We start from the raw sequence: 25,162 nt of genomic DNA, 5'->3' as shown, positions 1-25,162 counted from the left end.
TCCATTAGAGCTGACGACTTGTCAATGGGGAAGGGGACGAGGGTTGCTGGCGCCCTGTCCGGGTCCGGCCTCGCTCGGTGGCGCGACCGAGCCCCACCGTTCCGGGAAATGGGGAGCGGCGGGGCTCGGGGTGGTGCGGTTGGTGCTACAGCGCGGCGGACCGGGCGAGCGTCACCAGGCCGGCGAAGGCGGTGGCGGAGACGGTGAGGACCGGTCCGTCAGGGGACTTGCTGTCGCGGACCGGGACGATGCCGGTGGTAGTGGCGTGTTCCGGGGCCCATTCGACGCAGTCACCCCCGTTGGAATCGCTATAGCTGGACCTGACCCATCGCGGCGGGAGAGTGGTTCGGGTCATCGTGTGTACTCCTCAAGGACTTTCCGAACGCGGCTAATAGTTTCGGCGCGGCCAAGGGCTTCTGCCCGGAGCCGATCGTAGACCGCCATGGCGGCAGCAGTGATCTTGGGTGCCTCTTGCGGCCGACCGCCTTGCGGACCCTCAGCATGGAGCACCATGGGTGCGCTCTCAAAGGCGAGCACCGTGAACGGACGACTGGTGACTGGTGCAACCGTGTTGGGCAGGAGTTGCAGGCTCACGTTCTGCCGCTGAGCGTCATCCAACAAGCTCTGGAGCTGCCCCGCCATCACACGCCGTCCGCCTACCTCAACTCGTAGGCACGCCTCATGGAGAACTACCCAAAGCTCGGGGCGGGGAGGGTCGATACGGTCCAGGATTTCCCGCCGTGCCATACGGGCAAGAACCTTGGTTTCCACTTGCTCTTCTGAAAGACGTGGAACGCTCATCTCGTACAACCCTCGCGCGTACCCGGGGGTCTGCAAGATCCCGTTCGGGCACAGTGTCGAGTAGGCGAAGATCCGGGTCGCCTGACGTTCGTGTTGAAGATACGGCACAAACCAGCTCGGGTGATCACCTTCGACGGCTGCCTGCCGCTGTCGTGCCAGCACGGTTCCGGTGCCGAACGCCCGGTCGCACCCTTCCGCGAACGCCGCACTCGGAACGATGATCGCGCGCTCCACCTTGGAGACGTACGCCACTGAGTAGCTGGTCGCGTTCGCCAATCCCTCCAAGGTCATCCGCCGGGCCTTGCGCATCTCCCGCACGTCTATTCCGAACGTTTCCAGAGGGTTCAAAATCCCGGCAGGGGCTTCTTCGTCCATGGTCGTGACCTCCCTGGGTGCTTCCGCACCCCGGTCGAACGTCGATGCGAATTTTGAAGTGCGGCGTTCAAAGCGCCTAATGCTAACGGTAGTTGTGCTCTTCTGGTGCCCCGCCGAAACCGACCCGGGTGAAGGGATCGAGCACGTGATCACGGCAGCTGCAACCACATCGCTCCACCCTTGGGAAACCCCGCCGCAGGAATGGGCACCGCTTCGACCTGAGGTACTCCGTATCGCCCTCACGGGGGTCGCCGAACACCCGCACGAAACCACAGGAGAGACGTGAACGACGCTCTCACGATCGGTGCTCTCGCGTACGACACCATCACCCGGCGCGTAGGCGTGGTGATGGCGGAGTACGGGACGCGTTACTACCTGCGTCCGCCGCACGGCGGGTGCGAGTGGGACGCGCCCCGCACCGACATCCGGCCCGCCACTGTCACCGACCGGATCAGGCCCGTGCTGACCGAGGCCAACGCGCGCAGCAGCACGGGAGGCATCCTGTGAAGAAGCTCAAGGAGCGCGCCGCCACGGCGGTGCTCATAGCCGGTTACCTCTCCGTCGTCGGGCTGCTGATATCCGCCGCCCGCGACCAGCTCTGAGCCGCACCCCCCACACAGACTCCGCTCCTGCGCGGCAGCGCCCGCCTCGGCGCTGCGGGAAATCGCCCGGGAGCGGACCCCTCGGACCGGTAAGGGACTGCCCTTCCCGCCGGCCCGGGGGAAGGGGAGCGAAGACCGCACCTTTTTGCTCCCGGCCCCGGTCGCCACTCCATTCCCCCGCACCGGCGACCGGGGCCACCCAACCGGCACCCACCCCCAGAGGGACACGCATGACCCTTCACGTCGACATCGCTCCGGACGGCCCGTTCGAGCTGCGCATGGTCAGGCTCTACAACTGCGTCATCCCGAAGACCCGGATCGTCGTTCCCCGCGTCGCCTTCACCGTGTTCGTGAACGAGGTCCGCGCCGGGACCCTGGACGAATTCCTGGCGTCCGAGGACGAGATGGCCGCTGCGATGGAGCTGGTGCGCTGGTGCACCTCCGGAGCGGACGACGACACCGGCCACTGACCGGGAAGCACCCCGTACCGACCGTCCCCCCTGACCAACACCACCACACCCACGCCCCTCCGACCGAAGGAGATATTGATGGCGCACGCCGACATCGACCCCGCCACCCCGCCTCGACGCCGCATCGGTGCCGTGGTCCTCGTGCAGAACGAACACGGGCATGTCCTACTGGTGAAGCCGAACTACAAGCCGGGATGGGTGCTCCCCGGCGGCGGTGCGCACGCGGGCGAGACCATCGCGGACGCCGCTGCGCGGGAACTCGCCGAGGAAACCGGGCTCGCGCTCAAGCCGACCAACTACCTTGTTCTGGACCAGGTCCCCGCGAACGGCGAGACCGGGTCCGCCGAGGGGCTGAACGTCGTGCTCGCTGGTGGCACCCTCACCCCCGAGGAAGCCGCCGTCGTGGCCATCCCTGAGGCCGCACGTGCCGAGCTGGAGGATCTCCGCTGGGTGCCGCTCGACCAGCTCGACACGTACACCCAGCCGTACCAGGAACGGCGTATCCGCGCCGCTCTCGACGCCCGGGAACGCGGGGACTGCCTGCCTCTGCTCCTGCTCGGGGAGCCGGTCGTGTAGCACCGGGCTTGCGCTGCCCGACCCGCGTCGGTACGTGTGCGGGGCGCTCGTCCGGGGCCCCGGCTGTCCGGCCCGTGTCGGTACGGGGTCCCGCACCCTTCTCCCCCTGGCTTGGGGTACCGGTCTGCTGTGCTGGCTGTGTGGGTGCGGGGTGCAGGGTCGCCCCCGCAGGGGATCGGCGGGAAGTCCTGCTTGCGCTGACGTTGGGCCTTCGGTCCGCCGACCCCGAGGAGGTGAGCCCGGAGGCCCCCGCCAACCCGCACCACACCCGGCCCCGGGACCACCCGAACAAATCCAGCCCGTCCGGCGCTTGAGGACGGACCCCGCACCCTGCCCCGCCGCACAGGCGAAACGCCCCGCAGCGTGCGGGCCTGTGTCGGGGACCAGTCCCCGAACCCCTGCGCCTCAATCGCCGGCGGGGCTGAATTTTGCTCGGGTGATCGTCGGCGAGGCGGGTTTGTGCGGGCCAACGTTGACGGGGCGGGTTGTGTGCGGGTCGGACCGGGACCGGGTGTGGTGCGGGTTGGCGGGGCCTCCGGGCTCACCTCCTCGGGGTCGGCGAGCGTACTCACCAGGTCCCGTGCGGGTCGGCCTCCGCCGATCCCCTGCGGGGGCGACCCTGCACCCCCACCCACGGACCAGCCGGAGGCGGACCGTACCCCCGGGCGGGGGAAAGAAGGGTGCGGGACCCCGTACCGACACGGGTCCGGCAGCGCGAAGCCGGACTCGCGCGGGTGCGGGACCCCGTACCGACACGGGCCGGACAGCCGAGACCCCGGACGAGCGCGACGTATCCGCATCGACGCGGGTCGGGCAGCGCGAGGCCGGACTCGTACCGGGGGCGGGTGGGCGCCCGGTCAGGGGGAGCCCGCGCGCGCCGACCGCGTGCGGACCGCTCCCATACTCGCCGCGATCACCAGCGCCATCGCCACCGCGTCCACCCCCGACAGCGCCTGGCTCAGCACCAGGAACCCCGCCCCCGCCGCCACCGCCGGCTCCAGGCTCATGAGGACCGCGAACGTCGACGCGGGCAGCCGGCGCAGCGCGAGGAGTTCCAGCGTGTACGGGAGTACGGACGACAGCAGCGCGACCCCGAGCCCGAGCGCCAACACCTCGGGGTCGAGGAGGGTCGTGCCCGCTTCGGCGACCCCCAGCGGCAGGCTGATCAGCGCGCCCACGCAGAGTGCCAGTGCCAGGCCGTCGGCCTGGGGGAAGCGCTGTCCGGTGCGGGCGGCGAAGACGATGTACGCGGCCCACATGCCGCCTGCCGCGAGGGCGCATATCGCGCCGACGGGGTCGAGCCGGTCGAAGCCGCCGCCGCTGAGGAGGACGACGCCGGCGAGGGCGAGGCCCGCCCACACCACGTTGACGAGTCGGCGGGTCACGATGACGGAGAGGGCGAGGGGGCCCAGGACTTCCAGGGTCACGGCCGCGCCGAGGGGGATCCGGTCGACGGCCTGGTAGAAGAGGATGTTCATGCCGCCCATGGCGGCGCCGAAGCCGACGACGGTGCTCCAGTCGGCGCGGGAGTGGCCGCGCAGCCGGGGCCGGCAGATCACCAGCAGGACGAGTGCGGCCAGGACGAGCCGCAGGGTGACCACGCCGAAGGCGCCGGCGCGCGGCATGAGGAGGACGGCGACGGCCGCGCCGAACTGGACGGAGAGCGCCCCGGCGACGACGAGTCCGACGGGGCCGAACCGGGATCCGGCCGCAGTGTCGGCGCCGACTCCGGGTGCGGGGACGGGCGCGGCCCCGTCCGGGCCGGCGGCTCCCACGGCCGTACTGCGGGCCTCGTCCACACCGTCTCCTCGGCAGAAGTCTTGTCAGGGGTCCGGCGGAGGCCGGGGCGCGCCCGGTCCGATCAGCGGATCAGTGGACCATCGCACGTGCTCTCCCACGCTACGGGCGGCCGCGCGCCGTGTGAAATGCCGTCCACGCCTGCGGTTATGCATGAGCCGCATAAGCGCGGGCTATGCTCCGGGCCCATGAGCATCGAGCTGCGCCATCTCCGCTGCTTCCTGGCTGTCGCCGAGGAGGCGAGCGTCACGAGGGCCGCGCAGCGGCTCGGGATCAGTCAGCCGACGGTCTCCCGCACCCTGGCGGCGCTGGAGCGCGATGTCGGTGCCCGGCTGGTGGACCGTTCCACCCACCATCTCGGTCTCACCGAGGAGGGCCGGGTCTTCCGGGAGAAGGCGGCGGCGGCCGTGGCCGCGTTCGACGAGGCGCTGGCGCCGGGGCGGCTGGGGCACCGGCCGCTGCGGCTGGGGCACGCCTGGTCGGCGCTGGGCGCGTACACGACTCCGCTGCTGCGGCGCTGGGCGCGGGAGCAGCCGGACATCCCGCTGGAGCTGGTGCGGATCGACGACCGTACGGCGGGTCTGGCCCGGGGCGAGGTCGACGCGGCGGTACTGCGGGGCGAGGCGGCCGGGGCGGCGCCGGAGCTGGTGGCGGTGGAGCTGTTCCGGGAGGAGCGGGTGGCGGCGGTGACGGCCGACGGCCCGCTGGCCGCCCGTGACCGGCTGACCCTCGCGGATCTCGCGGACGGGCCGGTGGTGGTCAACGAGGTGTCCGGGGTGACGACGCCCGGTCTCTGGCCGGAGGGGGCCCGGCCGGTGGTCACGGTGCCGGTCACCACCACCGACGACTGGCTGACGGCGATCGCGGCGGGCCGGGGCGCGGGGGTCTCGGTCGTGTCGACGGCCGAGACCCATCCGCATCCGGGGGTCGTCTACCGCCCGCTGCCCGACGCGCCCCGGGTGCCGGTGCTGCTGGCCCACCGGGTGGGCGCGGCGCATCCGGCGCTGCCCCGGCTGCTGGCGGTCGCCCGGGAGGTGACGCGGGAGGCCGGGTGAAGGGCGCGCCGGGCGTTCAGCGGGGGACGGGTTCGGTACGGGTGCCGGGCGCGTCCTCGTCGTCGGCACAGGCGGGATCGGCACAGGCGGCGTCGGGGCAAGCGGCGTCGGGGCAAGCGGCGTCCGCGCAGTGGTAGCTGTGCGCGCCGGAGTGCCCCTCGTACAGGGTGCACGCCTCGTTGGCGCCGCCCGGCTCGCCGTTGTCGGCGGGGCAGTCCGGCAGCAGGCACACGTACTCGGGCGGGCCGCCGTCCTCCCACTGGGTCCAGACCTCGCCGGCGCTCCGGCCGACTTCGCGTACGAGGTCGCTGTGCGGCCCGTCGGTGTGCCGTTCCAGTACGCAGCGCAGCCGGGTCGCCACATCGAGGGGGTGGCCCCGCTCACCGGGGGTGATCTCCAGGGCGAGGGAGACGAGCCGGAGCGGGAGGGCGGCGACGGCGCCGCAGACGTACCGCTCGGGGGTGGCGGGTCCGCCGCCGGGGGTCAGGGGGCGGGACATGGCTCACCCGCTCCCGTCGCGGGGAGAACGGTTTCTTCGGACGCGGCGCCCTCCGGGCCCGGCAGGGCCCGGATCGCGCTCAGGATGCCGCGCCGCAGCCGTTCGGCCCGGTCACGGGAGCGGCGGGCACCGGCCCGCGCCCGGGAGGCGGCCCACACGTCCGGGTGGACGGTGACGCCGCCGAGGAGCGCGGGCACGCCGTTCCCGCTGCCCGGCGGACGGTCCGGTGGCGGACCGCTGTCCAGCAGGGCGGTGTGCGGGAGGGCGGCGGTGTGCGGTACGGGGACGGCACGGCGTTCGGCGGGCGCGGGGCCGGCCGGGGCCCGGCCCGGCGGCTCCGTACCCCCGGGCCCGTCGGCGGCCGCCTCGGCGACCGGGGACAGGTCCTCCGGCAGGGCGTCCCACTCCCGTCCACCGCGCAGCGGACGGAGTTGCACCCGGCCGCCGACATGGCCCATCACCCGGCCCACCGCCCTGGTCGCCGCGTCCCGGACCACCAGGCCCTCCCGCAGGGCGTCCTGGTGGCCTTCCTCGTGGCCCTCCCGCCGGCCTTCCCACCGGCTCTCCCGGCGGTCCTCCCACCAGTCCTCCCACCGGCTCTCCCGGCGGTCCTCCTCGCGGTCCTCCCGGGGTGTCACCGCACCCCTCCGATCGCGGCCGTGCGCCCCGGCGCCCGCGCGGAGGTGCGGTCCGGCCCTATGCGCGGCGGACGGCCCGCCGGCCCGGGATCGCAGGCGGGGGAGACAAAGGGCGCGCGGGAGACGGGGGAGTAGGAAGCGGTCGGGAACGTCAGCGGGGTGGAAGCGGTCGACGAACTCATGGCTCCTCATCGGGTCGGTGCGGCGAGTGGGGGGAACCCGGCCCGGTCCCGCGCTGCTCGGGGACCGGGCGGTTCGCGGCGGGCCTCCTCTCCGGCCGGGAACCCGGCCCACGGCATGAACGATCCGCCTGACCCCGGTACGGCCGCCGCGCGGGCGGTCGCACGCGGCGGCCGTGACAGCCACCGTCATTGCCGCTGTCACCACCGCCGACACCGCTGCTGCTGTCACAGCCGTACCGGGAAACGCAGACTGCCCCCCGCCCTCCGGTCGGGACGAGTGTCCTGAAAGCGACGTGTCACGTCCTGTTGCGTCAGCTCTGTGCCGTGTCGTCTCCGGACAGGTGACAGCGGTGAATACGGGTTCTTCCGGGGCGAGTTGGTGTCTAGCGTGACGCGTGCCAACAGGACCGGACCGAAAGGGGCGGCCATGGAGCCTGCCAGCCCGACTCTCTTCCAGCAACTGATCACCCAGCGCGGATGGCGGGATCCGGATGTGTTCCTCCGCCGCTACCAGGAGGCGGCCCGGGAGCTGGCCGCCCTGGAGGGACCGCGGAATCTGGCCACCGCCACGATCGAGCGGCGCCAGTTCGTCCGCTGGGCCCGGGGCGAGATCAAGGGGCAGCCGCGCAAGGAGGCCCGGCGCATCCTCGCCCATCTCTTCCGGCCGGTCGGCGTCGACCGGCTGTTCGTCCCCCCGGGCGCCGCGAGCCCGGCCGCCGGCCGGCGCCACGGCGGCGAACCGGCCCTCGGCTGCAAGGAGTACGACGGTGACGACATGGCCGAGGACGTGGTGATGGCCGCCGCCAACGAGTCCGCCGACTTCGCCGTCAAGGTCGACGGCAGCAATGTGGGGCCGGCCACACTGGACCAGCTGGAGGCCGACATCCGGCGGATGATGCTCACGTATCCGCACCGCCCGGTGGGCCCGCTCTTCACCGAGGTCCGGCGGCTGCGCAACCGCGCGTTCGAACTGATCGAGGGACGGCAGCCGCCCCACCACACCGTCGATCTCTATCTCGCCGCCGGAACCCTCTGCGGGGTCCTCGCCAACGCCAGCTTCGACCTCGGCCGCTACGAGGCCGCCGACACCCAGGCCCGTACGGCCTTCCTCTGCGGCGAGGCCGCCGGCCACAACGGGCTGCGGGCCTGGGTCCGGGGGCTCCAGGCGCTGATCGCGTACTGGGACGGCCGCCCCCAGGACGCCGTGCGCCTCGCCGACGCGGGCGCGCACTTCGTCCCCGAACGCGGCACGGCCGCCATCCGTCTCGCCGCCATCAAGGCCCGCGCGCACGGACAGTTGCGGCAGACCACGGACGCGCTCGCGGCCCTCCTGACGGCCGACCGGCTGCGGGATCGCCCCCGCTCGGAGGACGACCTGCCCGGCGGGATGATGGCGTTCCCGCTGGAGAAGCAACTCTTCTATGTGAGCAGCGCCCATCTGTGGCTCGGGGGCGGGCAGAACCTGGCGGAGGCGGAGCGGGCCGCCGCCGAAGCGGTGCGCGGGTTCGAGGCGGCCGCCCCGGGGCAGCGGCGCCTCGGCGAGATGTCGCTGGCCCGCCTGGACCTGGCGACGGCCCGCCTGGGCCGGGGCGACCTGGAGGGCGCCGCGGTGCAGGTGCACGAGGTGATGGTGGTCAACTCCCGCCGGGGCACGGAGAGCGTACGCAAGCGGCTGGCCCAGTTCGCGCGCCGCCTCGCCGGGCATCCGGGCGCGCGTTCGCCGATGGCGGTGGGGCTCCAGGCGGCGCTCGCGGCCCACCAGGAGGGGTTCTTCCTCGAACTGCCGCCGGGGGACGCCGCATAGCCGGCCGCATGAACACCCGCGTGAGCACCCGCGCGAGCACCCGCGTGAGCACCCGGTGCGGCACATGCGGCACGTACGACGGACAGGGCCACCGGCATACTGCACCCATGACGACCGTCATACTGCTGCACCCGGGCGCGATGGGCGCACCACTGGCGGGCCACGCGGTGGCGCTGGGCCACCGCGTGCTGTGGGTGGCCGAGGGCCGAGGGCCCCGCACCCGCCGACGTGCCGAACGCGCCGGGCTGATTCCGTGCGACTCCCTCGAACACGCCCTGTCCCAGGGCGGTCTGGTCCTCTCCGTCTGTCCGCCGCACGCCGCCGAGGAGGTCGCGGGAAGCGTCGCCGCCCTCGGCTGGCGCGGCGTCTACGCCGAGGCCAACGCGATCAGCCCGCAGCGCGCCCAGCGCATCGCACAACTGCTGCCGGGGTGCTCGGTGGTGGACGGCTCGATCATCGGCCCGCCACCGGCCGCCGGCCGCTCCGCCCGGCTCTATCTGGCGGGCGCACCCGGTCCCGCGGCGGCGGTCGCGGAGCTGTTCGACGGTACGGGGGTGCTCGTCCGCACGGCCGGCACCGAGATCGGCGCGGCCTCCGCGCTGAAGATGGCCTTCGCCGGCTACCAGAAGTCGGCCCGCGCCCTCGCCGGGGTGGCGCACGCGCTCGCCGCCCACCACGGCGTCGGCGACCTGCTGACGGAGGAGGCGCACACGTCGGCGTCGGCGATCCTCTCCGACCCCGGCTATCTGCCGAGCGTCGCGGCCCGCGCCTGGCGGTGGGGCCCGGAGATGGACGAGATAGCGGACACCCTGCGGGCGGCCCGCCTGCCCCCGGACGCCGCCGAGGCGGTGGGGCGCGTCCTCGCCCGCTGGTCGGACGACAAGGACCGGGAACTGCCCCTGGACACGGTCCTGGCCCACCTCCACGACCAGCAGCCGTGACGGCCCGCCGGGCACGCATCCCCGTGCCCGGTCGCCCGGGAACGGTTCTTGACGGCTCCTTCACAGGTTTTTCAAAGTGACCGTCCTACCGTCCTCCTCACAGCCCGGCCGCGACCGCGCCGGGCGGGGGTCGAGTCCCATGAGGAGCCTTCGGGATGAACGGGCGTCGTTGGTGCACGGGCCGGTTGCTGGCAGGGGTGGCCGTGGCCGTGGTGATGACGGTGACGGGCTGCGGCGGCGGTGACGACAAGGGCGACGGCGGCGGCAACAACGAAGTCGCGTCCGTCGACAAGAAGGAGGCCGCGGGGCAGCAGGCCAAAGACGCGAAGACCGAGCTGGAGCAGTACATCGAGGATCAGCGCACGTGGGTGGCGTGCATGCGGGAGAACCGGATCGACATGCCGGACCCGGATGCGAAGGGCAACATCGACGTCGCACGCATGGGTGACTTCCAGTCGCTCAAGGGCGACGCGAAGTACCTCAGGGCCTCGGAGAAGTGCGACAGCCTGAGGGTCGATGTCCCGCAAAGCGTCGAGAAGGCCATGCAGCCCAAGCCCTCCAAGGAAGAGATCGACAAGAAGAAGCGGTACGCGAAGTGCATGCAGGAGAACGGTGCACCCGACTTCCCGGACGCCGATGACGAGGGGTACTACGAGGAAGTGGCATGGGACGCCGAGGCCGCGGGGGCCAAGCGGGCCACCGCCGCCTGCCGTTCGATCATCGGCGACCCCGACCCGGGCACCGTCCAGCCCAAGGGCTGACCAGGGCCGGGGAGAACCGTGAACGATGTGAACGAACCCTATGAGCCCCACGACGGGCACGGGCCGACCGGCGCACCGGCCGACTCGCCCGGCGGAGAACTGCCCGGCTCCGCCCCTGCCGATGACCTGGCCGACCGCCGCAGCTCCCGGCGGGCCCCCCGCCGGGGGCGCGGCACGCTTCTGGTGGGCCTCGCCATCGCCGTGGTCGTCGGGGTCAGCGCGGTAGCGGCCCTGGGCCTCGGCGGAGGCGAGGAGGACGGCCCCGAAGCGCCGGGCCGCAGCGCCGACACCGTCACGGTCGCCAGGGCCGACCTCGTCGAGGAGACCGAGATCGACGGCGCCCTCGGCTTCGGCCCCGAGGTGCCCTTCCCGATCCGGGCCGAGGGGACCGTGACCTGGCTTCCCGAGAGCACCGCCAAGGTGAAGCGGGGCGGGGAGGTGCTGCGGGTGAACGACCGTCCGGTGGTACTGCTCTACGGCACTCTGCCGATGTACCGGGAGCTGGGGGTGGTCAGGGAGGCGGAGCCCCCCGCGGACCCCGGTGCCGGCCCCGCCGGTGCCCAGGGCGGCAGCGCGACCACCGGCTCGACGGGCACGACCGGAACGACAGGGGCCACCGGCACCAGCGGCACGGCCGGCATCGGCGGCACGGCCGGCACCGGCGGCCCGACCGGAAGCACGACCGGCGGATCGGCCACCGGCAAGACGAGTGGGTCCACCGGCGGCGGACAGGCGGGAGGCACCGAAGCGGCCGCAGAGGCACCCGCTGCCCCCCGGTCCCGGGTCACCCCTCTGCGCGGTCTGGACGTCAAGCAGTTCGAGGCCAACCTCAGCGCCCTCGGCTACACCGGCTTCACCGTGGACGAGTCCTTCACCGAGCTGACCGCGCAGGCAGTCAGGAGGTGGCAGAAGAACCTCGGCGTCCCCCAGACCGGCCGGGTCGGCATCGGCGATGTCGTCTACGGCCCCGGAGAGGTCCGGGTCGCCGGCACCGGGGCACGGGTCGGCGACCAGGTCTCGGGCACCCCGGTGAGCTACACCAGTACGTCCCGCATGGTCACGGTGAACGCCAAGGCCTCCAACCTCGGCTGGGCCCGGCGCGGCACCGAGGTCACCGTGGACCTGCCCGACGGGCGCGCGGTCCAGGGCACGATCGCCAGTGTCGGCAGGAACGCCTCGGCTCCCGACCCCGGTGCCGGGGGTGGCGAAGGCGGCGAAGGCGGTCAGGCCGCCGGTGATACCACGGTCGCCGTGGTCATCACCTTCGCCTCGCAGAGGTCCCTGGGCCGGCTGGAGAGCGGGCCGGTCACCGTCCGCTACTCGGCCAAGGAGCGCCCCGGGGTGCTGGCCGTGCCCGTCGCCGCCCTGGTGGCCCTCGCCGAGGGCGGCCACGCCCTGGAACTCGCCGACGGCGGTGCCACCGATGGTGCACCGCGTTATCTCGCGGTGAAGACCGGACTCTTCGCCGACGGCAAGGTCGAGGTGAGCGGCGACGGTGTCCGCGAGGGCCTGAAGGTGAGGATCCCCAAGTGACGACAACGGCACCGGCCGCGGTCCCCGTGATCGACTTCCGGGGTGTGTCGAAGACCTACCCCGGCCGGGTGACCGCCGTCAGCGAGGTCGACCTGACCATCGCGTACGGGGAGCTGGTCGCCATCGTCGGCCAGTCCGGTTCCGGCAAGTCCACCCTGCTCAACCTGATGGGCACCCTGGACCGGCCCTCCCGGGGCCTGATCACCATCGACGGCCACCGGATCGACCGGCTCTCCGACCGTGAGGTGTCCGCGCTGCGGGCCCAGCGGATCGGCTTTGTCTTCCAGCAGTTCCATCTCGCGGTCGGCGTACCGGTGCTGGACACGGTCGCCGACGGTCTGCTGTACGCGGGGGTGCCGCTGCGGGAGCGCCGCCGCCGGGCGGCCCGCGCGCTCGGCCGGGTCGGTCTGGACCACCGGATCGATCATCTGCCGCACCAGCTCTCCGGCGGCGAACGGCAGCGGGCGGCGGTGGCGCGGGCCGTGATCGGCGAACCCGCGCTGCTGCTCGCCGACGAGCCCACCGGAAACCTCGACTCGGCCTCCGGCGCCGCCGTCCTCGTACTCCTGCGGGAACTGCACGCCGCCGGGACGACGGTCGTCGTCATCACCCACGACCGGGAGATGGCGGCCGGGTTCGGCCGGCGGGTGGAGATCAGCGACGGCCGGATCGTCGCCGACAGCGCGCACCGGGTCACCGGGACGGAGGCGGTGCGATGAGCCGCCGCCGACCCGACCCGGTGCTCCGCCCGGCCCGGCTGGGCCCCGCCGATCTGATCCGGCTCGGCGGCACGGGGCTGCGGACCCGTCCGATGCGGGTCTTCCTCTCCGCCCTGGGCATCGCGATCGGGGTCGCCGCGATGATCGCGGTCATCGGGATCTCCAGCTCCAGCCGGGCCGAGGTGGACCGGCTCCTGGACGATCTGGGGACGAACATGCTCCGGGTCGCCCCCGGGGAGAACGCCACGGGCCAGGACGCCAAGCTGCCCCGGGAGACGGTCCCCATGGTCCAGCGGATCGGCCCGGTGCGGCAGGTGACGTCGGTCGGGGCGCTCAAGGGGACCGGGGTCTACCGGAACCAGTACATCCCCACGGGCCGGACCAGCAGTGTGGAGGTCGCGGCGGCCGGGCCCCGGCTGCTGGCGACGATCGGCGCCGGGATGCACAGCGGCCGCTGGCTGGAGTCGGCGACCGAGAAGTACCCGGCGGTCGTCCTGGGCGCGCAGGCCGCGAATCGGCTCGACGCCCATGAGCCGGGCACCCGGCTGTGGCTCGGCGGGAAGTGGTTCGCCCTGGTCGGCGTGCTCAAGCCGGTGCCGCTGGCCCCGGAGATCGACAGCACCGCGCTCGTGGGGTGGGAGGCTGCCCGTACCTATCTCGGCTTCGACGGCCATCCGTCCACGGTGTACGTACGGGCCCACGACGACCGGGTGAAGACGGTGTGGAACGTCCTCGCCGCGACCGCCAACCCGCAGAGGCCGTCGGAGGTGCTGGTCTCCCGGCCCTCCGACGCGCTGGCGGCGCGGGAGGCCACCGAGTCCGCGCTGACCGGGCTCCTCCTGGGCCTCGGCGGGGTCGCTCTCCTGGTGGGGGGCGTGGGGGTCGGCAACACCATGGTGATCTCCGTACTGGAGCGGCGGCCGGAGATCGGGCTGCGGCGGGCGCTGGGGGCCACCAGCGGGCAGATCCGGGGCCAGTTCGTCTCCGAGTCTCTGCTGCTGTCGGTACTCGGCGGTCTGGGCGGGACGGTCCTGGGGACGCTGATCACGGCCGGGTACGCGTCGTTCCGGGGCTGGCCGACGGAGGTGCCCGTGTGGGCGGCCGGGGTCGGTGTCGGGGTGACGCTGGTGATCGGCGCGCTGGCCGGTCTCTACCCGGCGGTCCGTGCGGGCAGGCTCCCTCCGACGGAGGCCCTGGCCGCCGCCTGATGGCTGCATGCCCGGGTTCAGCCCCGGTTCGGGGCGGGGCCGCGCGCGGCACGGCGAAGAGCGGGGCCCGGCGGGTCCTTCCCCCACCTGCCGGGCCCTCCCTCTTGTTCCGGGTTCAGATCCGGTCGAGTGTCACGGTGAAGGTGGTACCGACCCCCACCGTGCTCTCCACGTCCACGGTCCCCCCGTGGTCCCGCACGATCTGCCGCACGATGGACAGTCCGAGCCCGCTGCCCCCGGTCTGCCGGCCGCGTGCCGCGTCGGCCCGCCAGAAGCGGTCGAAGAGATGCGGCAGGTCGTCGGCCGGTATCCCGCTGCCGGTGTCCCGTACGCAGACGATCGCCAGCTCGCCGTGGGGGACGAGGAGCAGGGTCACGGACCCGCCCCGGTCGGTGGCCCGGATCGCGTTGCCGACGAGGTTGCCGACGACCTGGCGGAGCCGGTCCGCGTCCGCGTTCACCAGCACCGGGACATCCGCGACAGGGGCCTCGACGACCAGCGCAAGACCGGCGCCCTCGGCCCGGGCGCGGTGGGCGCTGCGGCAGGTCTCCAGCAGATCGCGCAGGTCGACGGGGGCCCGGTGGTAGGTGAGCGCCCCGGCCTCGGCGAGCGCCAGGTCCTGGAGGTCGTCCACGATCCGCTGCTGGAGCATGACCTCCTCGTGCAGGGACTCCAGCAGGTCGGGGGTGGCCTCCACATAGCCGTCCTGGAGCGCTTCGACATAGCCCCGGAGGTTCGCCAGCGGGGTGCGCAGCTCGTGGGCGATGTCCCCGGTCAGCCGGCGCTGGCGCTCCTCACCGGCCTGGATGGAGTCGGCCATGCGGTTGAAGGCGCGGCCGAGTTCGGCGATCTCGTCCCGGCCGCCGGCGGGGACCCGCCGGGCGAGGTCGCCCTCGCCGAGCGAACGGGTGGCGACGGTCAGCGCGCGGACGGGCCGCAGCACGGTCCGGCTGAGCAGCAGCGCGGCGAGGGCGACGGCGAATGCCACGCCCGCGGCGACCCCGACGGTGGGGGCGGCGGCGAGCGCGGGCGGGGACTCGTCCCGTACGCCGAGATGGAGTGCGAGACGGGGCGGGGCGATCTGCTGCACGCGCTCCCGGAACACCCGCTGGAGGCAGGCGTGGATCAGCTTTTCCCGCTCGCAGGTGAGGACGGCCCGCATGTCCCCGGCCGGCGGGACTCCGGTATCCGGCCGACGGCAGGAGGCCGTTCCGCCGCCGTTCTCGACCCGGGGGACGCCGAGTTCGTCCGGACGCACGGTGGGCGTGACGCCGGCGCGGGTCAGACAGGCCGTGTGACGTAGGGTGCCCCGATAGTCGTGGACAGCGGTAGCCGTGAGCTTGACCAGGGCGAACGGCAGCCCGTCGGCCGGCAGAACCACCCGGGGCGACGGGTCCACCAGGACCGGTGGTCGACCGCTGACGGGGCGCGGTGCCCTTCCGGCGAGTGTGTCCGAGTCCGCGATGAGCGCATCGTTCTGCGCGGTGATCCGGATGCGCTGTCCCGTCTCCCGTGCCAACTCGCCCACCAGGGGTGACACCCGGTCCCAGGTGCCGTGGGCGTATCCGTACTCCCGGAGCCGGGCCGCGATCCGGGCGGTCTCCTCCTGGCTCGCGGTGACGGTCCGCTCGACGGCCCCGGTGGCCTGACGCCAGGTCAGCCAGGCGGTGGCTGCCGTCGCGGCGACGGCGACGAACACCAGCAGTCCGACGACCCGTAGCCGGAAGCTCATCGGCCGTGGTCCTGGGGGACGGAGAGCCGGTAGCCGCGCCCGTAGACGGTCTCCACCATCCGGGGCCGACGGTCCCGGCTCTCCAGCTTCCGCCGCAGATTCATCACATGGGCGTCAACGGTCCGCTCCAGCACGTTCTGGTCGAAGCCGAAGACCTGGTCGATGATCTGGCTCCGGGTGAACACCCGCTCCGGCTCCTGGGCGAGCAGTTGCAGGATGGCGAACTCCTTGCCGGTCAGCGCGATCGGCTGCCCTTCGACCCGGACCTCGTAGCGGACGGGGTCGATCTCCAGACAGCCGACCACGATCATGGTCGGGCCGGTGGGCCCGGCCGCCCGTGCCCGCCGTAACAGAGCCCGGACCCGGGCGGTCAGCTCCCGTGGACTGTAGGGCTTGTTCATGTAGTCGTCAGCGCCGAGATCGAGGCCGAGGAGCATGTCCTCCTCGGTGGTGCGTGCGGTGAGCAGCAGAATCGGGACCTGGGATTCCGCCCGCAGGATCCGGCAGACGTCGAGCCCGTCCACGTGCGGCATCATCACGTCCAGCACGATGAGATCAGGGCGGGTGGCCCGGGCCCGGTCGATGGCCGCGCGTCCGTCGGAGACGATCTGAACGTCGTTGCCCTCACGTTCCAAATAGATGCGAATCAACTGTGCCTGTTTGATGTCGTCCTCAGCGACCAGAATGCGCGGGCTCACGAGTCTCCTTCGGCAGTTCATCCCCCGGATATGAGGATGACTCTACGGCCGTCGATCGCACTCATGCACAGGAATGGTTGATGGCCTCCGGCGAGCGGGGGTGCTTTACCCGATCGCCGGAGGCCAATACGGTCAGGGCACCGCCCCTTCCGTCAGATGTTGCAGCTCACCCTGCTGCCCCGGACGCCGTCCCGCACCGGCAACAGGTCGTCACGCACCCACCCCTGCCTGTCCGTGGTGTCGTTGCGTATGAATGTCCAGGTGGCGCCCGACTGGGCGGTGTAACAGTGGTAGTCGAGGCTGTGGTGCGCGTAGATGACACCCGGGATGGCGCAGCTGGTGCTGGAGCCGCTGCGCATGTTCACGCCGTCGACGCCGGAAACCCAGGAGCTGCCGTCCCGGTCCGAGACGACAGTGCCGCACGGCGCCGCCGCGGCCGCCGGCGTCGCCGTCGCGAGCCCGATCGGAACGGTCAGGGCGACAGCGGCGACGGCGGGCAGAAGAGCTGTGAGTTGACGCTTCAATTTTTTCCCCAGATTCAATCGCGAAGGGAACCCCATTCCATACACCGGACCTGCGTCGGGCGTTATGGAGTTGGCGATCACCGCACCCCAGTGACACGGCGACACCGATGACGATGCTCTATCCCAGCCGTCAAAAGAAGTTGTTCAGCGCCGTCTGGCTCATTCCGATCCGCAAGAAAAGAACCCTTCACATATGGCGGAATTTCTTCTTCCGAGCGACAATCACTCAACTATGAAGCTGCTGGCCTGGGCCATCGCACAGTGATAGGAAACAGGAGCTTCACATTCCATCAAGGCCGCACCAGGCGCTCCATCACGCCACCGCCGCCACCTGGATCGCCATCGTGAACCCCATCGCGTGAAGAATTCATCATCACACTCCAGGAAAAGCAGAGAATTCTACAGGACAACCGCCAGGGAACCGAAGCCGCACGCCTATCACGGCGTAAATCCAGGAAATTCCCCGCTCAGCGCTCCTGCCCCGCCGCCCGACCCACTGTCAGCCCCTCCCCCAGCGCGTCCGCCAGCACCTCCGCCAGGTGCCGCGCCCGCACCCCGCCCAGCTGCTCCAGCTGTGTACGGCACGAATAGCCGTCGGCCAGCAGCACCGCGCCCGGCGGCGCCGAGCGGACCGACGGCAGCAGCTGTTCCTCCGCGCAGGCGGACGAGATCGCGAAGTGGCCCTTCTCGAAGCCGAAGTTGCCCGCCAGGCCGCAGCAGCCGCCGCTGAGGTCACCGGTCAGGCCGGCCCGGTCGCGCAGGGCGCGCTCCGCCGTGTCGCCGAGGACCGCGTGCTGGTGGCAGTGGGTCTGGCCGGCGACCGGGCGGTCCAGGCGGGGCGGGGTCCACTGCGGGGTACGCTCCGCCAGGGTCTGGGCGAAGGTGCGGACCGCGCCCGCGAGGCGCGTCGCGCGGGGGTCGTCGGGCAGCAGTTCCGGCAGGTCCGTGCGGAGGGCCGCCGCGCAACTCGGCTCCAGCACGGTGACGGTGGTGCCGTCCCGCAGCACAGGGTCGACCACCTGAAGTGTCCGGCGCAGCACCCGCCGGGCCCGGTCGAGCTGCCCGGTGGAGAGGTAGGTGAGCCCGCAGCAGACCCGGCCCGGGGGCAGCGCCACGCCCACACCGGCCGCGCCCAGCACCCGCAGGGCCGCGTGCCCGACCTGAGGGGACAGGTACTCGGTGAAGGTGTCCGGCCAGAGCAGTACGCGCGGCCCGGCCCCCGGCGCGGGGAGCGCGCCGGCCCCCCGCAGGGAGCGCCGGAAGGGGGTCCGGGCCAGCGGTGGCAGCGGGCGCTGGGGGGTGAGCCCGGCCGCCCGCAGTGCGAGGGCGGCGAGCCGGGTGCGGCCCAGGGGGTTGAGCACGGCCGCGAGGGGCGAGGCGAGCCGCAGCCAGAACGGGAGCCGGCCCAGCGCGTAGTGGGCCCGGGGCCGCAGCCGTCCCGCGTAGTGGTGGTGCAGGAACTCCGCTTTGTACAGGGCCATGTCGACGCCGACCGGGCAGTCGCTGCGGCACCCCTTGCACGCCAGACAGAGATCGAGCGCGTCCCGGACCTCGCGGGAGCGCCAGCCGTCCCGTACCAGCTCCCCCGCCAGCATCTCGTGCAGCAGGCGGGCGCGGCCCCGGGTGGAGTGGGCCTCCTCGCGGGTGACCCGGTACGAGGGGCACATCACGGACGACGGGTCCGGTTGCTCCGTACGGCACTTGGCGACGCCGACGCACCGCCGGACCGCGCCCGCGAAGTCGCCGCCGTCGTCCCGGTAGCCGAGGATGACATCGACGGGCCGGCGCGGCAGTACGGCGAAACGGAGGTTCCGGTCGAGGGGCGCCGGGCGGACGAGCACGCCCGGGTTGAGACCGCCGTCGGGGTCCCAGAGGTCCTTGAACCGGCCGAAGAGGCCGACGAGTTCGTCGCCGTACATCTTCGGCAGCAGCTCCGCGCGGGCTTGTCCGTCGCCATGTTCGCCGGAGAGCGAGCCGCCGTGGGAGACGACCAGGGCGGCGATCTCCTCGGAGAAGGCGCGGAAGCGGCGGACGCCGTTCTCGCTCGTCAGGTCGAAGTCGATCCGGACGTGGACGCAGCCCTCGCCGAAGTGGCCGAAGGGCGTGCCGCGCAGTCCGTACGAGGTCAGCAGCGTACGGAAGTCCCGCAGATAGGCGCCGAGGCGGGCGGGCGGCACCGCGCAGTCCTCCCAGCCGGGCCAGGCCTCCCGGCCGTCCCGGGTGCGGGTGGCGGTGCCGGCCGCGTCCTCGCGGATCCGCCACAGCGCCCGCATGCCGACCGGGTCACCGACCACGGCCCCGGCGAGCGGGGAGCCCGCGCGGACGATCGCCTCCGCCCGGGAGCGGGCCTCGGCCGCCGTCTCGCCGCCGGTCTCCACGAAGAGCCACGCCCGGCCGCGCGGCAGCGATCCGGAACCTCCGGAAAGGGCGGGGACCAGATCGTCGGCCATGCCCTCGACGGTGAGCGGCCCCAGCGGCAGCAGCGCGGGGGCCGCGTCCGCCGCCGCGCTCTCGTCCGCGTACCCGAGGACGGCGAGCGCCCGTGCGGCGGGCGGCTCCACGAGGTGGACCACGGCCTCGGTGAGGACGGCGAGGGTGCCCTCGCTGCCGCAGTAGGCCCGCGCCGGGTCGGGGCCGCGCTCCGGGAGCAGCGCGTCCAGGGCGTAGCCGGAGATCCGGCGGGGCAGTCCGGGCGGGTAGCCGGTGCGGAGGGCGGCGAGGTTGCCGTCGACGAGGTCGCGCACACCGGCGGGCCCCACGGCGGCGGAAGGGGCAGCGGCGGCGGAAGGGTCGGAGATGGCGGAAGGGTCGGAGGTGGCGCGTTCCAGCCGGTGGGTGTCGCCCCGGTAGGTGATCACGGAGAGGGAGCGGACGTTGTCGGCGGTGGTGCCCCAGGCGACGGAGTGGGCCCCGCAGGCGTTGTTGCCGATCATTCCGCCGAGGGTGCAGCGGGAGTGGGTGGAGGGGTCGGGGCCGAAGGCGAGCCCGTGGGGGCGGACGGCGGCCTGAAGGGTGTCCAGGACCAGACCTGGCTGGACCACGGCGGTCCGGGTGGCTGGATCCACGTCAACCACGGCGTTCATGTGGCGGGTGAAGTCGAGCACGACGCCGGTACCAGTGGCCTGGCCCGCGATCGACGTACCACCGCCGCGCGCCACGACGGGCACGCCGTACCGCCGGCAGACCGCGAGGGCCGCCGCCACGTCGTCGGCGTCGCGCGGGGCGACGACGCCGAGCGGGACCCGCCGGTAGTTGGACGCGTCCATCGTGGTCAGAGCACGGGCGGTGACGGAGAAGTCGGTTTCGCCCCGGAGCGCGCGCCGGAGCGCGTCAGCCAGTTCGGGCGCCGGGGGAAGTTCGGCCATGGTGATCAGCATGCCCGCCGGGGGCGGCCTTACGGCGCCGAAACACGGTGGCCGCGATCCTTGTGCCGGTACGGCTCTTGGCAAAGCAAGGGGGTGGCGCCCAAAGTGATCGCCAACTCTCCTATAGTGACGAACACTTGATCAGGAACAAGCGGCTCCAGTTATGCCCCCGCCACCCCTCGGAAGGCAACACTCGATGACCGGCACCGCCCACCAGCGATGACCCGCGACACGCGAGCGGCCCCCGCGGCCGAGCACTGCCCGGTACTCCCTCCCGGGCAGGCGGACTACGCCTTGAAGATCGCCGTTGTCGGCGGCTTCGGCGTCGGCAAGACGACCATGGTGCGCTCGGTCAGCGAGATACGGCCGCTGCACACCGAGGAGGTGATGAGCCGCGTCGGCCGCAGCGTGGACGACGTGAGCCGGATCGCCGCGAAGAACGCCACCACGGTCGCCTTCGACTTCGGCCGGATCACGATCGACCACCGGAGCATCCTCTATCTCTTCGGCGCGCCGGGGCAGGAGCGGTTCTGGTTCCTGTGGGAGCGGCTGCTGTCGGGGACGATCGGGGCGGTGGTGCTGGTGGACACCCGCCGGCTGACCGAGGCCTGGTACGCGCTGGACCGGCTGGACCACCACGGGATGCCGTACATCGTGGCGGTCAACGACTTCGGCGGCCCGCTCCACAGCGACGAGCACATCCGGCAGGCGCTGGCGCTGGACGCGGACGTGCCGCTGGTGGAGTTCGACGCGCGGGACCACTCGTCCAGCAAGTTCGTCCTGATCGCCCTGGTGGAACATCTGCACGCGCTGTCGCTGCACCAGAAGAGCTGACGGGGCCGGCCGCCGCCCGGCCCCGTGGGTCGTCTCGTGGACGCGGCGTCTCAGCCGACGGACCGTGCGACGGCGCGCCCCGGGGACCGGATACGCTCCCGTTCGTGGCTGATATCCAGATTCCCGCTGACATCAAGCCCGCCGACGGCCGTTTCGGCGCGGGCCCCTCCAAGGTGCGCACGGAGGCGCTGGACGCCCTCGCCGCCACCGGCTCCTCCCTCCTCGGCACCTCTCACCGGCAGGCCCCGGTGAAGAACCTGGTCGGAGAGGTCCGCGACGGGGTACGTGACCTGTTCTCGCTGCCCGAGGGTTACGAGGTGATCCTCGGCAACGGCGGCTCCACCGCCTTCTGGGACATCGCGACCCACGGCCTGATCGAGAACAAGTCCCAGCACCTGACGTTCGGCGAGTTCTCCTCCAAGTTCGCGAAGGCCGCGAAGCTGGCCCCGTGGCTGGCCGACCCGACCGTCGTCTCCTCCGACCCGGGCACCCACCCGGAGCCGGTGGCCGAGTCCGGCACCGACGTGTACGCGCTGACCCACAACGAGACCTCGACCGGCGTCGCCGCGCCGATCCAGCGCGTCACGGGCGCCGACGAGGGCGCCCTCGTCCTGGTCGACGCCACCTCGGGCGCGGGCGGCCTGCCCGTGGACATCGCCCAGAGCGACGTCTACTACTTCGCCCCGCAGAAGTCCTTCGCCGCCGACGGCGGCCTGTGGCTCGGCGTCTTCTCCCCGGCGGCCCTGGAGCGCGCGGCCCGTATCCACGCCTCCGGCCGGCACATCCCGGAGTTCTTCAGCCTGCCGACCGCGATCGACAACTCGCTGAAGAACCAGACGTACAACACGCCCGCGCTCTCCACCCTCTTCCTGCTCAACGAGCAGCTGAAGTGGATCAACGGCCAGGGCGGCCTGGACTGGGCCGTGGAGCGCACCGCCGCCTCCGCGCGGGCGCTGTACGGCTGGGCGGAGCAGTCGAAGCACGCGACCCCGTTCGTCACGGACCCGGCCAAGCGCTCCCAGGTCATCGGCACGATCGACTTCGAGAACGACATCGACGCCGCCGCCGTCGCCAAGGTGCTGCGCGCCAACGGCATCGTGGACACGGAGCCCTACCGCAAGCTGGGCCGCAACCAGCTGCGGATCGCGATGTTCCCGGCGATCGACCCGGCCGACGTCCAGGCGCTCACGGCGTGCGTGGACTATGTGATCGAACAGCTGTGACCTGCTGAGACGGTACGAGGGTGAGGGCCCCGGCGGATGCGTCCGCGGGGGCCCTCACTCGTACGGGTGAGCGATCGGTTACGGGACACGGGCAAGCGGATCTGCCTACCATGATGGTCTCGACACCAGCCCTCAGGAGGCCCTTATGTCTGCAGCAGCAGTCGAGCACCCCTGGGACGACCAGCCGAGAGTCGACCTGCTGGCCATGGCGGACAGCCTCAGCCAGGCGCATCCCGGTTGGCGCGTCGAGATCATTGGAGGCATCCTCACCGTGGCTCCCAGTCCGGACTTCGCCCACGGCCGGGCGCTCACCAAGCTGATGAGTCCTTTCATGACGGCAGGGCTCGATGGCGGAGAGACAGAGGTCATCCAGGGCATAGCGGTCTGGCTGCCGACCGGCTCGGACGACTACGCCATTCCGGATCTCGCCGTGGTCGACGCCGACGCCGACGCACACCACATCAAGGCCAACTGCTACGACCCCGCCGTCTTCCGCCTCGTGCTGGAGGTCACCTCCAGCAACTACCACACGGACCTGCGCCAGAAGGTCAATGCCTACGCCGAGGCCGGCATCCCCGTCTACGTGATCGTGGACCGCAAACACCAGCGCCTCCACGTCCTCACCGACCCCGAGGGCGCCGACTACACCCACCACCAGATCCACGCCCCCGGCGAGCACGTCACCCTCCCCGAATCCATCGGCGCCGAGGTCAAGCTCGACGTCGAAGCCCTGCTCAAAGCAGGTGCGAGGCGTCAGAGCTGAAGGCGCCGGGCCCCGGCCCGAACGACCGGGCCCGGGCCCAGAGATCCAGCGGCTCAGCGGCTCAGGCGCTGGAAGCGGCGGACCGCCAGCGGCAGGAAGACCGCCGTGATCGCCAGCGGCCAGACGGCCGCCATGAGCAGCGCGTTCTCCTGGATCCAGCTGCCGTCGCTCGCGACCGGGTTGCCGAAGAGGTCCCGGGTGGCGGCGGCCGTCGAGGAGATGGGGTTCCAGGCGGCGACCGTGCCCAGCCAGTCGGGCATCGAGGACGGCGGGACGAAGATGCTGGAGATCATCGTCAGCGGGAAGACGACGGCGTAGAGGCCGCCCGCCGCCTCCGGGTTCGGGACCAGCAGGCCCAGCCAGACGCCGACCCAGATCAGGCAGAAGCGCAGCCACAGCAGCAGCCCGAAGGCCGCGAGCGTGGCCAGGAAGCCGCCGTCCGTGCGCCAGCCGGTGAGGACGGCCGTCGCCGCGAGGATCGCCAGTTCGGCGACCGCGACGATCAGGTCGTTGCCGCCGCGTCCGGCGACCACCGCCGACGGGGCCATCGGCATCGAGCGGAAGCGGTCGACGACGCCCTTCGTGATGTCGTTCACCACGGCCATGGCCGTGCTCATGAAGCCGAACGCCATCGTCATCACGAACATCCCCGGCATCAGGAAGTCCTGGTAGTCCCCGCCGCCGGGGGACTTCATCGCGCCGCCGAAGACATACGCGTACAGCAGCACCGACATGATCGGGAAGCCGAGCTGCCAGACCGCGAAGACGGGCTGGCGCCGGTAGTGGGTGAGGCCCCGGCGGATCACGTTCCAGCAGTCCACGGCCGTCCAGTAGAGCCGGCGTTCGCCCGGTCCCGGGACGGTCAGGTCGACCGGCCCGGCGACGGCGGTGGCGGCCTTCGGCGGGGCGGGGGTGGCGGAGGTGTGCAGGGTCCCGGTCATGCCGCGGTCTCCTTCTCGCTCGCCGTACGGTCCTCCGTACGGTGTCCGGTGAGCCGCATGAAGACGTCGTCCAGGCTGGGCCTGCGCAGCCCGATGTCCTCCACGGCGATCAGCTGGTCCTGAAGGGTGCGGGCCACCTCGGTCAGGGCCGCGACCCGGTCGGTCACCGGGGCGTGCACCCGGCGTTCAAAGGGGTCCGTCTCCGGGACGCTGTCCGCGACCCGCGCGACCACGGCCGTCGCCCGCTCCAGATCGGCCGGGTCGGTGACGACGACCTCGATCCGGTCCCCGCCGACCCTGCCTTTGAGCCGGTCCGGGGTGTCGTCGGCGATGGCCCGGCCCCGGTCGATCACGGTGATCCGGGAGGCGAGCCGGTCCGCCTCCTCCAGGTACTGCGTGGTCAGCAGGACCGTGGTGCCGCCCTCGACCAGGCTGCGCACGGCCTCCCACACCTCGCCCCGGCCGCGCGGATCGAGCCCGGTGGTCGGCTCGTCGAGGAAGAGCACGTCCGGGGCGAGGATCATGGACGCGGCCAGGTCCAGCCGGCGGCGCATGCCGCCGCTGTAGCCGCCCGCGCTCAGGTCCGCCGCCTCCAGCAGGTCGAACCGTTCCAGCAGTTCGGTGGCGCGGCGGGCGGCCCGACGGCCGCCCAGGTGGAAGAGGCGGCCGAACATCTCCAGGTTCTGGCGGCCCGTCAGCAGTTCGTCCACAGCCGCGTACTGGCCGGTGACGCCGATCCGGCCGCGCACCCGGCGGGGCTCCTTCGCCACGTCGATACCGGCGACCCGGGCCCGTCCGCCGTCGAACCTCAGCAGCGTGGCCAGGGCCCGGACGGCGGTGGTCTTGCCCGCGCCGTTCGGCCCGAGCAGCCCGTGGACCGTGCCCGGCCGCACGGCCAGGTCGAAGCCGTCCAGGGCGCGCTTCTCGCCGTACCGCTTCTCCAGCGCTTCGGCGTGCACGGCGTGGTCGGTCATGGATCCTCCTGGTGTCGACGCAGGTCAGGGCGGCGGGCAGGGAGGAGCCACGGCATCGCACGGTGTCCCCCCCGAAGTAACTGGGTACAGCGTACCCCCATCGAGTACGGCGTACCCAGTTTTAATCCGGGGCGGTCCCCGCGAGGA

Annotated in this window: 24 protein-coding genes; 13 read left to right on the top strand and 11 right to left on the bottom strand. The window is 72.4% G+C overall.

The features are described from left to right. Nucleotides 1-145: 145 nt before the first annotated feature. Together SYYSPA8_RS23470 and SYYSPA8_RS23465 are read right to left on the bottom strand one after the other, a co-directional pair. Complete coding sequence (locus tag SYYSPA8_RS23470) at nucleotides 146-355, bottom strand: DUF397 domain-containing protein (protein WP_323449266.1); 210 nt, start codon at nucleotides 353-355, stop codon at nucleotides 146-148. Further along, nucleotides 352-1,176: a helix-turn-helix domain-containing protein gene (locus SYYSPA8_RS23465; RefSeq protein ID WP_323449265.1), complete on the bottom strand. Its 825-nt coding sequence runs from the start codon at nucleotides 1,174-1,176 to the stop codon at nucleotides 352-354. Before SYYSPA8_RS23465 ends, SYYSPA8_RS23470 begins: the two co-directional genes overlap by 4 nt. 282 nt (nucleotides 1,177-1,458) lie before the next feature. On the opposite strand from SYYSPA8_RS23465, the gene SYYSPA8_RS23460 reads away from it, so the two are divergent. From SYYSPA8_RS23460 to SYYSPA8_RS23450, 3 genes are all read left to right on the top strand, one after another. Next, on the top strand, nucleotides 1,459-1,683 hold the full coding sequence (locus SYYSPA8_RS23460; protein WP_323449264.1) for a hypothetical protein: 225 nt from the start codon (nucleotides 1,459-1,461) through the stop codon (nucleotides 1,681-1,683). A gap of 325 nt (nucleotides 1,684-2,008) precedes the next feature. Next, a complete protein-coding gene (locus SYYSPA8_RS23455; protein WP_323449263.1) occupies nucleotides 2,009-2,248 on the top strand; it encodes a hypothetical protein in 240 nt (79 codons plus the stop codon). 78 nt (nucleotides 2,249-2,326) lie between these two features. Further along, nucleotides 2,327-2,824, top strand: coding sequence for an NUDIX domain-containing protein (locus SYYSPA8_RS23450; protein ID WP_323449262.1), 498 nt, complete (start codon nucleotides 2,327-2,329; stop codon nucleotides 2,822-2,824). An 857-nt stretch (nucleotides 2,825-3,681) separates the two neighbouring features. Here SYYSPA8_RS23450 and SYYSPA8_RS23445 read toward each other — a convergent pair. Beyond that, nucleotides 3,682-4,623, bottom strand: a complete 942-nt coding sequence (locus SYYSPA8_RS23445) for an EamA family transporter (RefSeq protein ID WP_323449261.1) — start codon at nucleotides 4,621-4,623, stop codon at nucleotides 3,682-3,684. Between the two features lie 186 nt (nucleotides 4,624-4,809). Between SYYSPA8_RS23445 and SYYSPA8_RS23440 the strand changes: the two genes are divergently transcribed. After that, nucleotides 4,810-5,676 carry a LysR family transcriptional regulator gene (locus tag SYYSPA8_RS23440; protein WP_323449260.1) on the top strand — a complete coding sequence of 289 codons (867 nt, stop codon included), beginning with the start codon at nucleotides 4,810-4,812 and terminating at the stop codon, nucleotides 5,674-5,676. A 16-nt stretch (nucleotides 5,677-5,692) separates the two neighbouring features. Here the strand turns inward: SYYSPA8_RS23440 and SYYSPA8_RS23435 are convergent, their stop codons facing one another. Next, complete coding sequence (locus tag SYYSPA8_RS23435; RefSeq protein ID WP_323449259.1) at nucleotides 5,693-6,175, bottom strand: hypothetical protein; 483 nt, start codon at nucleotides 6,173-6,175, stop codon at nucleotides 5,693-5,695. After that, a complete protein-coding gene (locus SYYSPA8_RS23430; protein ID WP_323449258.1) occupies nucleotides 6,160-6,813 on the bottom strand; it encodes a hypothetical protein in 654 nt (217 codons plus the stop codon). The genes SYYSPA8_RS23435 and SYYSPA8_RS23430 overlap by 16 nt, the downstream gene beginning before the upstream one ends. A 609-nt stretch (nucleotides 6,814-7,422) precedes the next feature. On the opposite strand from SYYSPA8_RS23430, the gene SYYSPA8_RS23425 reads away from it, so the two are divergent. The 6 genes from SYYSPA8_RS23425 to SYYSPA8_RS23400 all read left to right on the top strand — a co-directional run bounded on the left by SYYSPA8_RS23425 (nucleotide 7,423) and on the right by SYYSPA8_RS23400 (nucleotide 13,961). Then, complete coding sequence (locus tag SYYSPA8_RS23425) at nucleotides 7,423-8,799, top strand: hypothetical protein (RefSeq protein WP_323449257.1); 1,377 nt, start codon at nucleotides 7,423-7,425, stop codon at nucleotides 8,797-8,799. A gap of 107 nt (nucleotides 8,800-8,906) precedes the next feature. Then, nucleotides 8,907-9,740: an NAD(P)-dependent oxidoreductase gene (locus SYYSPA8_RS23420; protein WP_323449256.1), complete on the top strand. Its 834-nt coding sequence runs from the start codon at nucleotides 8,907-8,909 to the stop codon at nucleotides 9,738-9,740. Between the two features lie 155 nt (nucleotides 9,741-9,895). Next, entirely contained in the window at nucleotides 9,896-10,501 is a 606-nt protein-coding gene (locus tag SYYSPA8_RS23415; RefSeq protein ID WP_323449255.1) for a hypothetical protein, read from the top strand. A gap of 27 nt (nucleotides 10,502-10,528) precedes the next feature. Beyond that, the gene (locus SYYSPA8_RS23410; RefSeq protein ID WP_323449254.1) at nucleotides 10,529-12,034 is read left to right on the top strand and encodes a peptidoglycan-binding domain-containing protein; all 1,506 of its coding nucleotides are present in this window, start codon (nucleotides 10,529-10,531) and stop codon (nucleotides 12,032-12,034) included. Beyond that, entirely contained in the window at nucleotides 12,031-12,753 is a 723-nt protein-coding gene (locus tag SYYSPA8_RS23405; RefSeq protein ID WP_323449253.1) for an ABC transporter ATP-binding protein, read from the top strand. Before SYYSPA8_RS23410 ends, SYYSPA8_RS23405 begins: the two co-directional genes overlap by 4 nt. Then, a complete protein-coding gene (locus SYYSPA8_RS23400; RefSeq protein WP_323449252.1) occupies nucleotides 12,750-13,961 on the top strand; it encodes an ABC transporter permease in 1,212 nt (403 codons plus the stop codon). Before SYYSPA8_RS23405 ends, SYYSPA8_RS23400 begins: the two co-directional genes overlap by 4 nt. Before the next feature lie 115 nt (nucleotides 13,962-14,076). Here SYYSPA8_RS23400 and SYYSPA8_RS23395 read toward each other — a convergent pair whose 3' ends face one another. From SYYSPA8_RS23395 to SYYSPA8_RS23380, 4 genes are all read right to left on the bottom strand, one after another. Beyond that, nucleotides 14,077-15,693, bottom strand: coding sequence for a sensor histidine kinase (locus SYYSPA8_RS23395; RefSeq protein WP_323449251.1), 1,617 nt, complete (start codon nucleotides 15,691-15,693; stop codon nucleotides 14,077-14,079). Continuing rightward, a complete protein-coding gene (locus SYYSPA8_RS23390; RefSeq protein WP_323449250.1) occupies nucleotides 15,690-16,391 on the bottom strand; it encodes a response regulator transcription factor in 702 nt (233 codons plus the stop codon). Before SYYSPA8_RS23390 ends, SYYSPA8_RS23395 begins: the two co-directional genes overlap by 4 nt. Before the next feature lie 152 nt (nucleotides 16,392-16,543). After that, a complete protein-coding gene (locus tag SYYSPA8_RS23385) occupies nucleotides 16,544-16,915 on the bottom strand; it encodes an SH3 domain-containing protein (RefSeq protein WP_323449249.1) in 372 nt (123 codons plus the stop codon). Nucleotides 16,916-17,382: 467 nt separating this feature from the next. Next, nucleotides 17,383-20,280, bottom strand: coding sequence for an FAD-binding and (Fe-S)-binding domain-containing protein (locus SYYSPA8_RS23380; protein WP_323449248.1), 2,898 nt, complete (start codon nucleotides 20,278-20,280; stop codon nucleotides 17,383-17,385). A 219-nt stretch (nucleotides 20,281-20,499) separates the two neighbouring features. Here SYYSPA8_RS23380 and SYYSPA8_RS23375 point away from each other — a divergent pair, with 219 nt between their 5' ends. The 3 genes from SYYSPA8_RS23375 (at nucleotide 20,500) to SYYSPA8_RS23365 (ending at nucleotide 23,100) form a co-directional block, all read left to right on the top strand. Beyond that, a complete protein-coding gene (locus tag SYYSPA8_RS23375; protein ID WP_323449247.1) occupies nucleotides 20,500-21,114 on the top strand; it encodes a GTP-binding protein in 615 nt (204 codons plus the stop codon). Nucleotides 21,115-21,218: 104 nt separating this feature from the next. Continuing rightward, nucleotides 21,219-22,337: a phosphoserine transaminase gene (gene serC / locus SYYSPA8_RS23370; RefSeq protein WP_323449246.1), complete on the top strand. Its 1,119-nt coding sequence runs from the start codon at nucleotides 21,219-21,221 to the stop codon at nucleotides 22,335-22,337. A 145-nt stretch (nucleotides 22,338-22,482) separates the two neighbouring features. Then, nucleotides 22,483-23,100 (top strand): Uma2 family endonuclease, encoded by a 618-nt coding sequence (locus tag SYYSPA8_RS23365; protein ID WP_323449245.1) that lies wholly within the window; start codon nucleotides 22,483-22,485, stop codon nucleotides 23,098-23,100. Between the two features lie 53 nt (nucleotides 23,101-23,153). Here SYYSPA8_RS23365 and SYYSPA8_RS23360 read toward each other — a convergent pair whose 3' ends face one another. After that, complete coding sequence (locus SYYSPA8_RS23360) at nucleotides 23,154-24,041, bottom strand: ABC transporter permease (protein ID WP_323449244.1); 888 nt, start codon at nucleotides 24,039-24,041, stop codon at nucleotides 23,154-23,156. After that, a complete protein-coding gene (locus SYYSPA8_RS23355; RefSeq protein WP_323449243.1) occupies nucleotides 24,038-25,015 on the bottom strand; it encodes an ATP-binding cassette domain-containing protein in 978 nt (325 codons plus the stop codon). Before SYYSPA8_RS23355 ends, SYYSPA8_RS23360 begins: the two co-directional genes overlap by 4 nt. Between the last annotated feature and the right edge of the window lie 147 nt (nucleotides 25,016-25,162).

Source organism: Streptomyces yaizuensis (assembly GCF_034961445.1).
In the GTDB taxonomy this organism is placed as follows: Bacteria; Actinomycetota; Actinomycetes; order Streptomycetales; family Streptomycetaceae; genus Streptomyces; species Streptomyces yaizuensis.
This window is presented reverse-complemented; position numbering and strand designations above follow the sequence as displayed.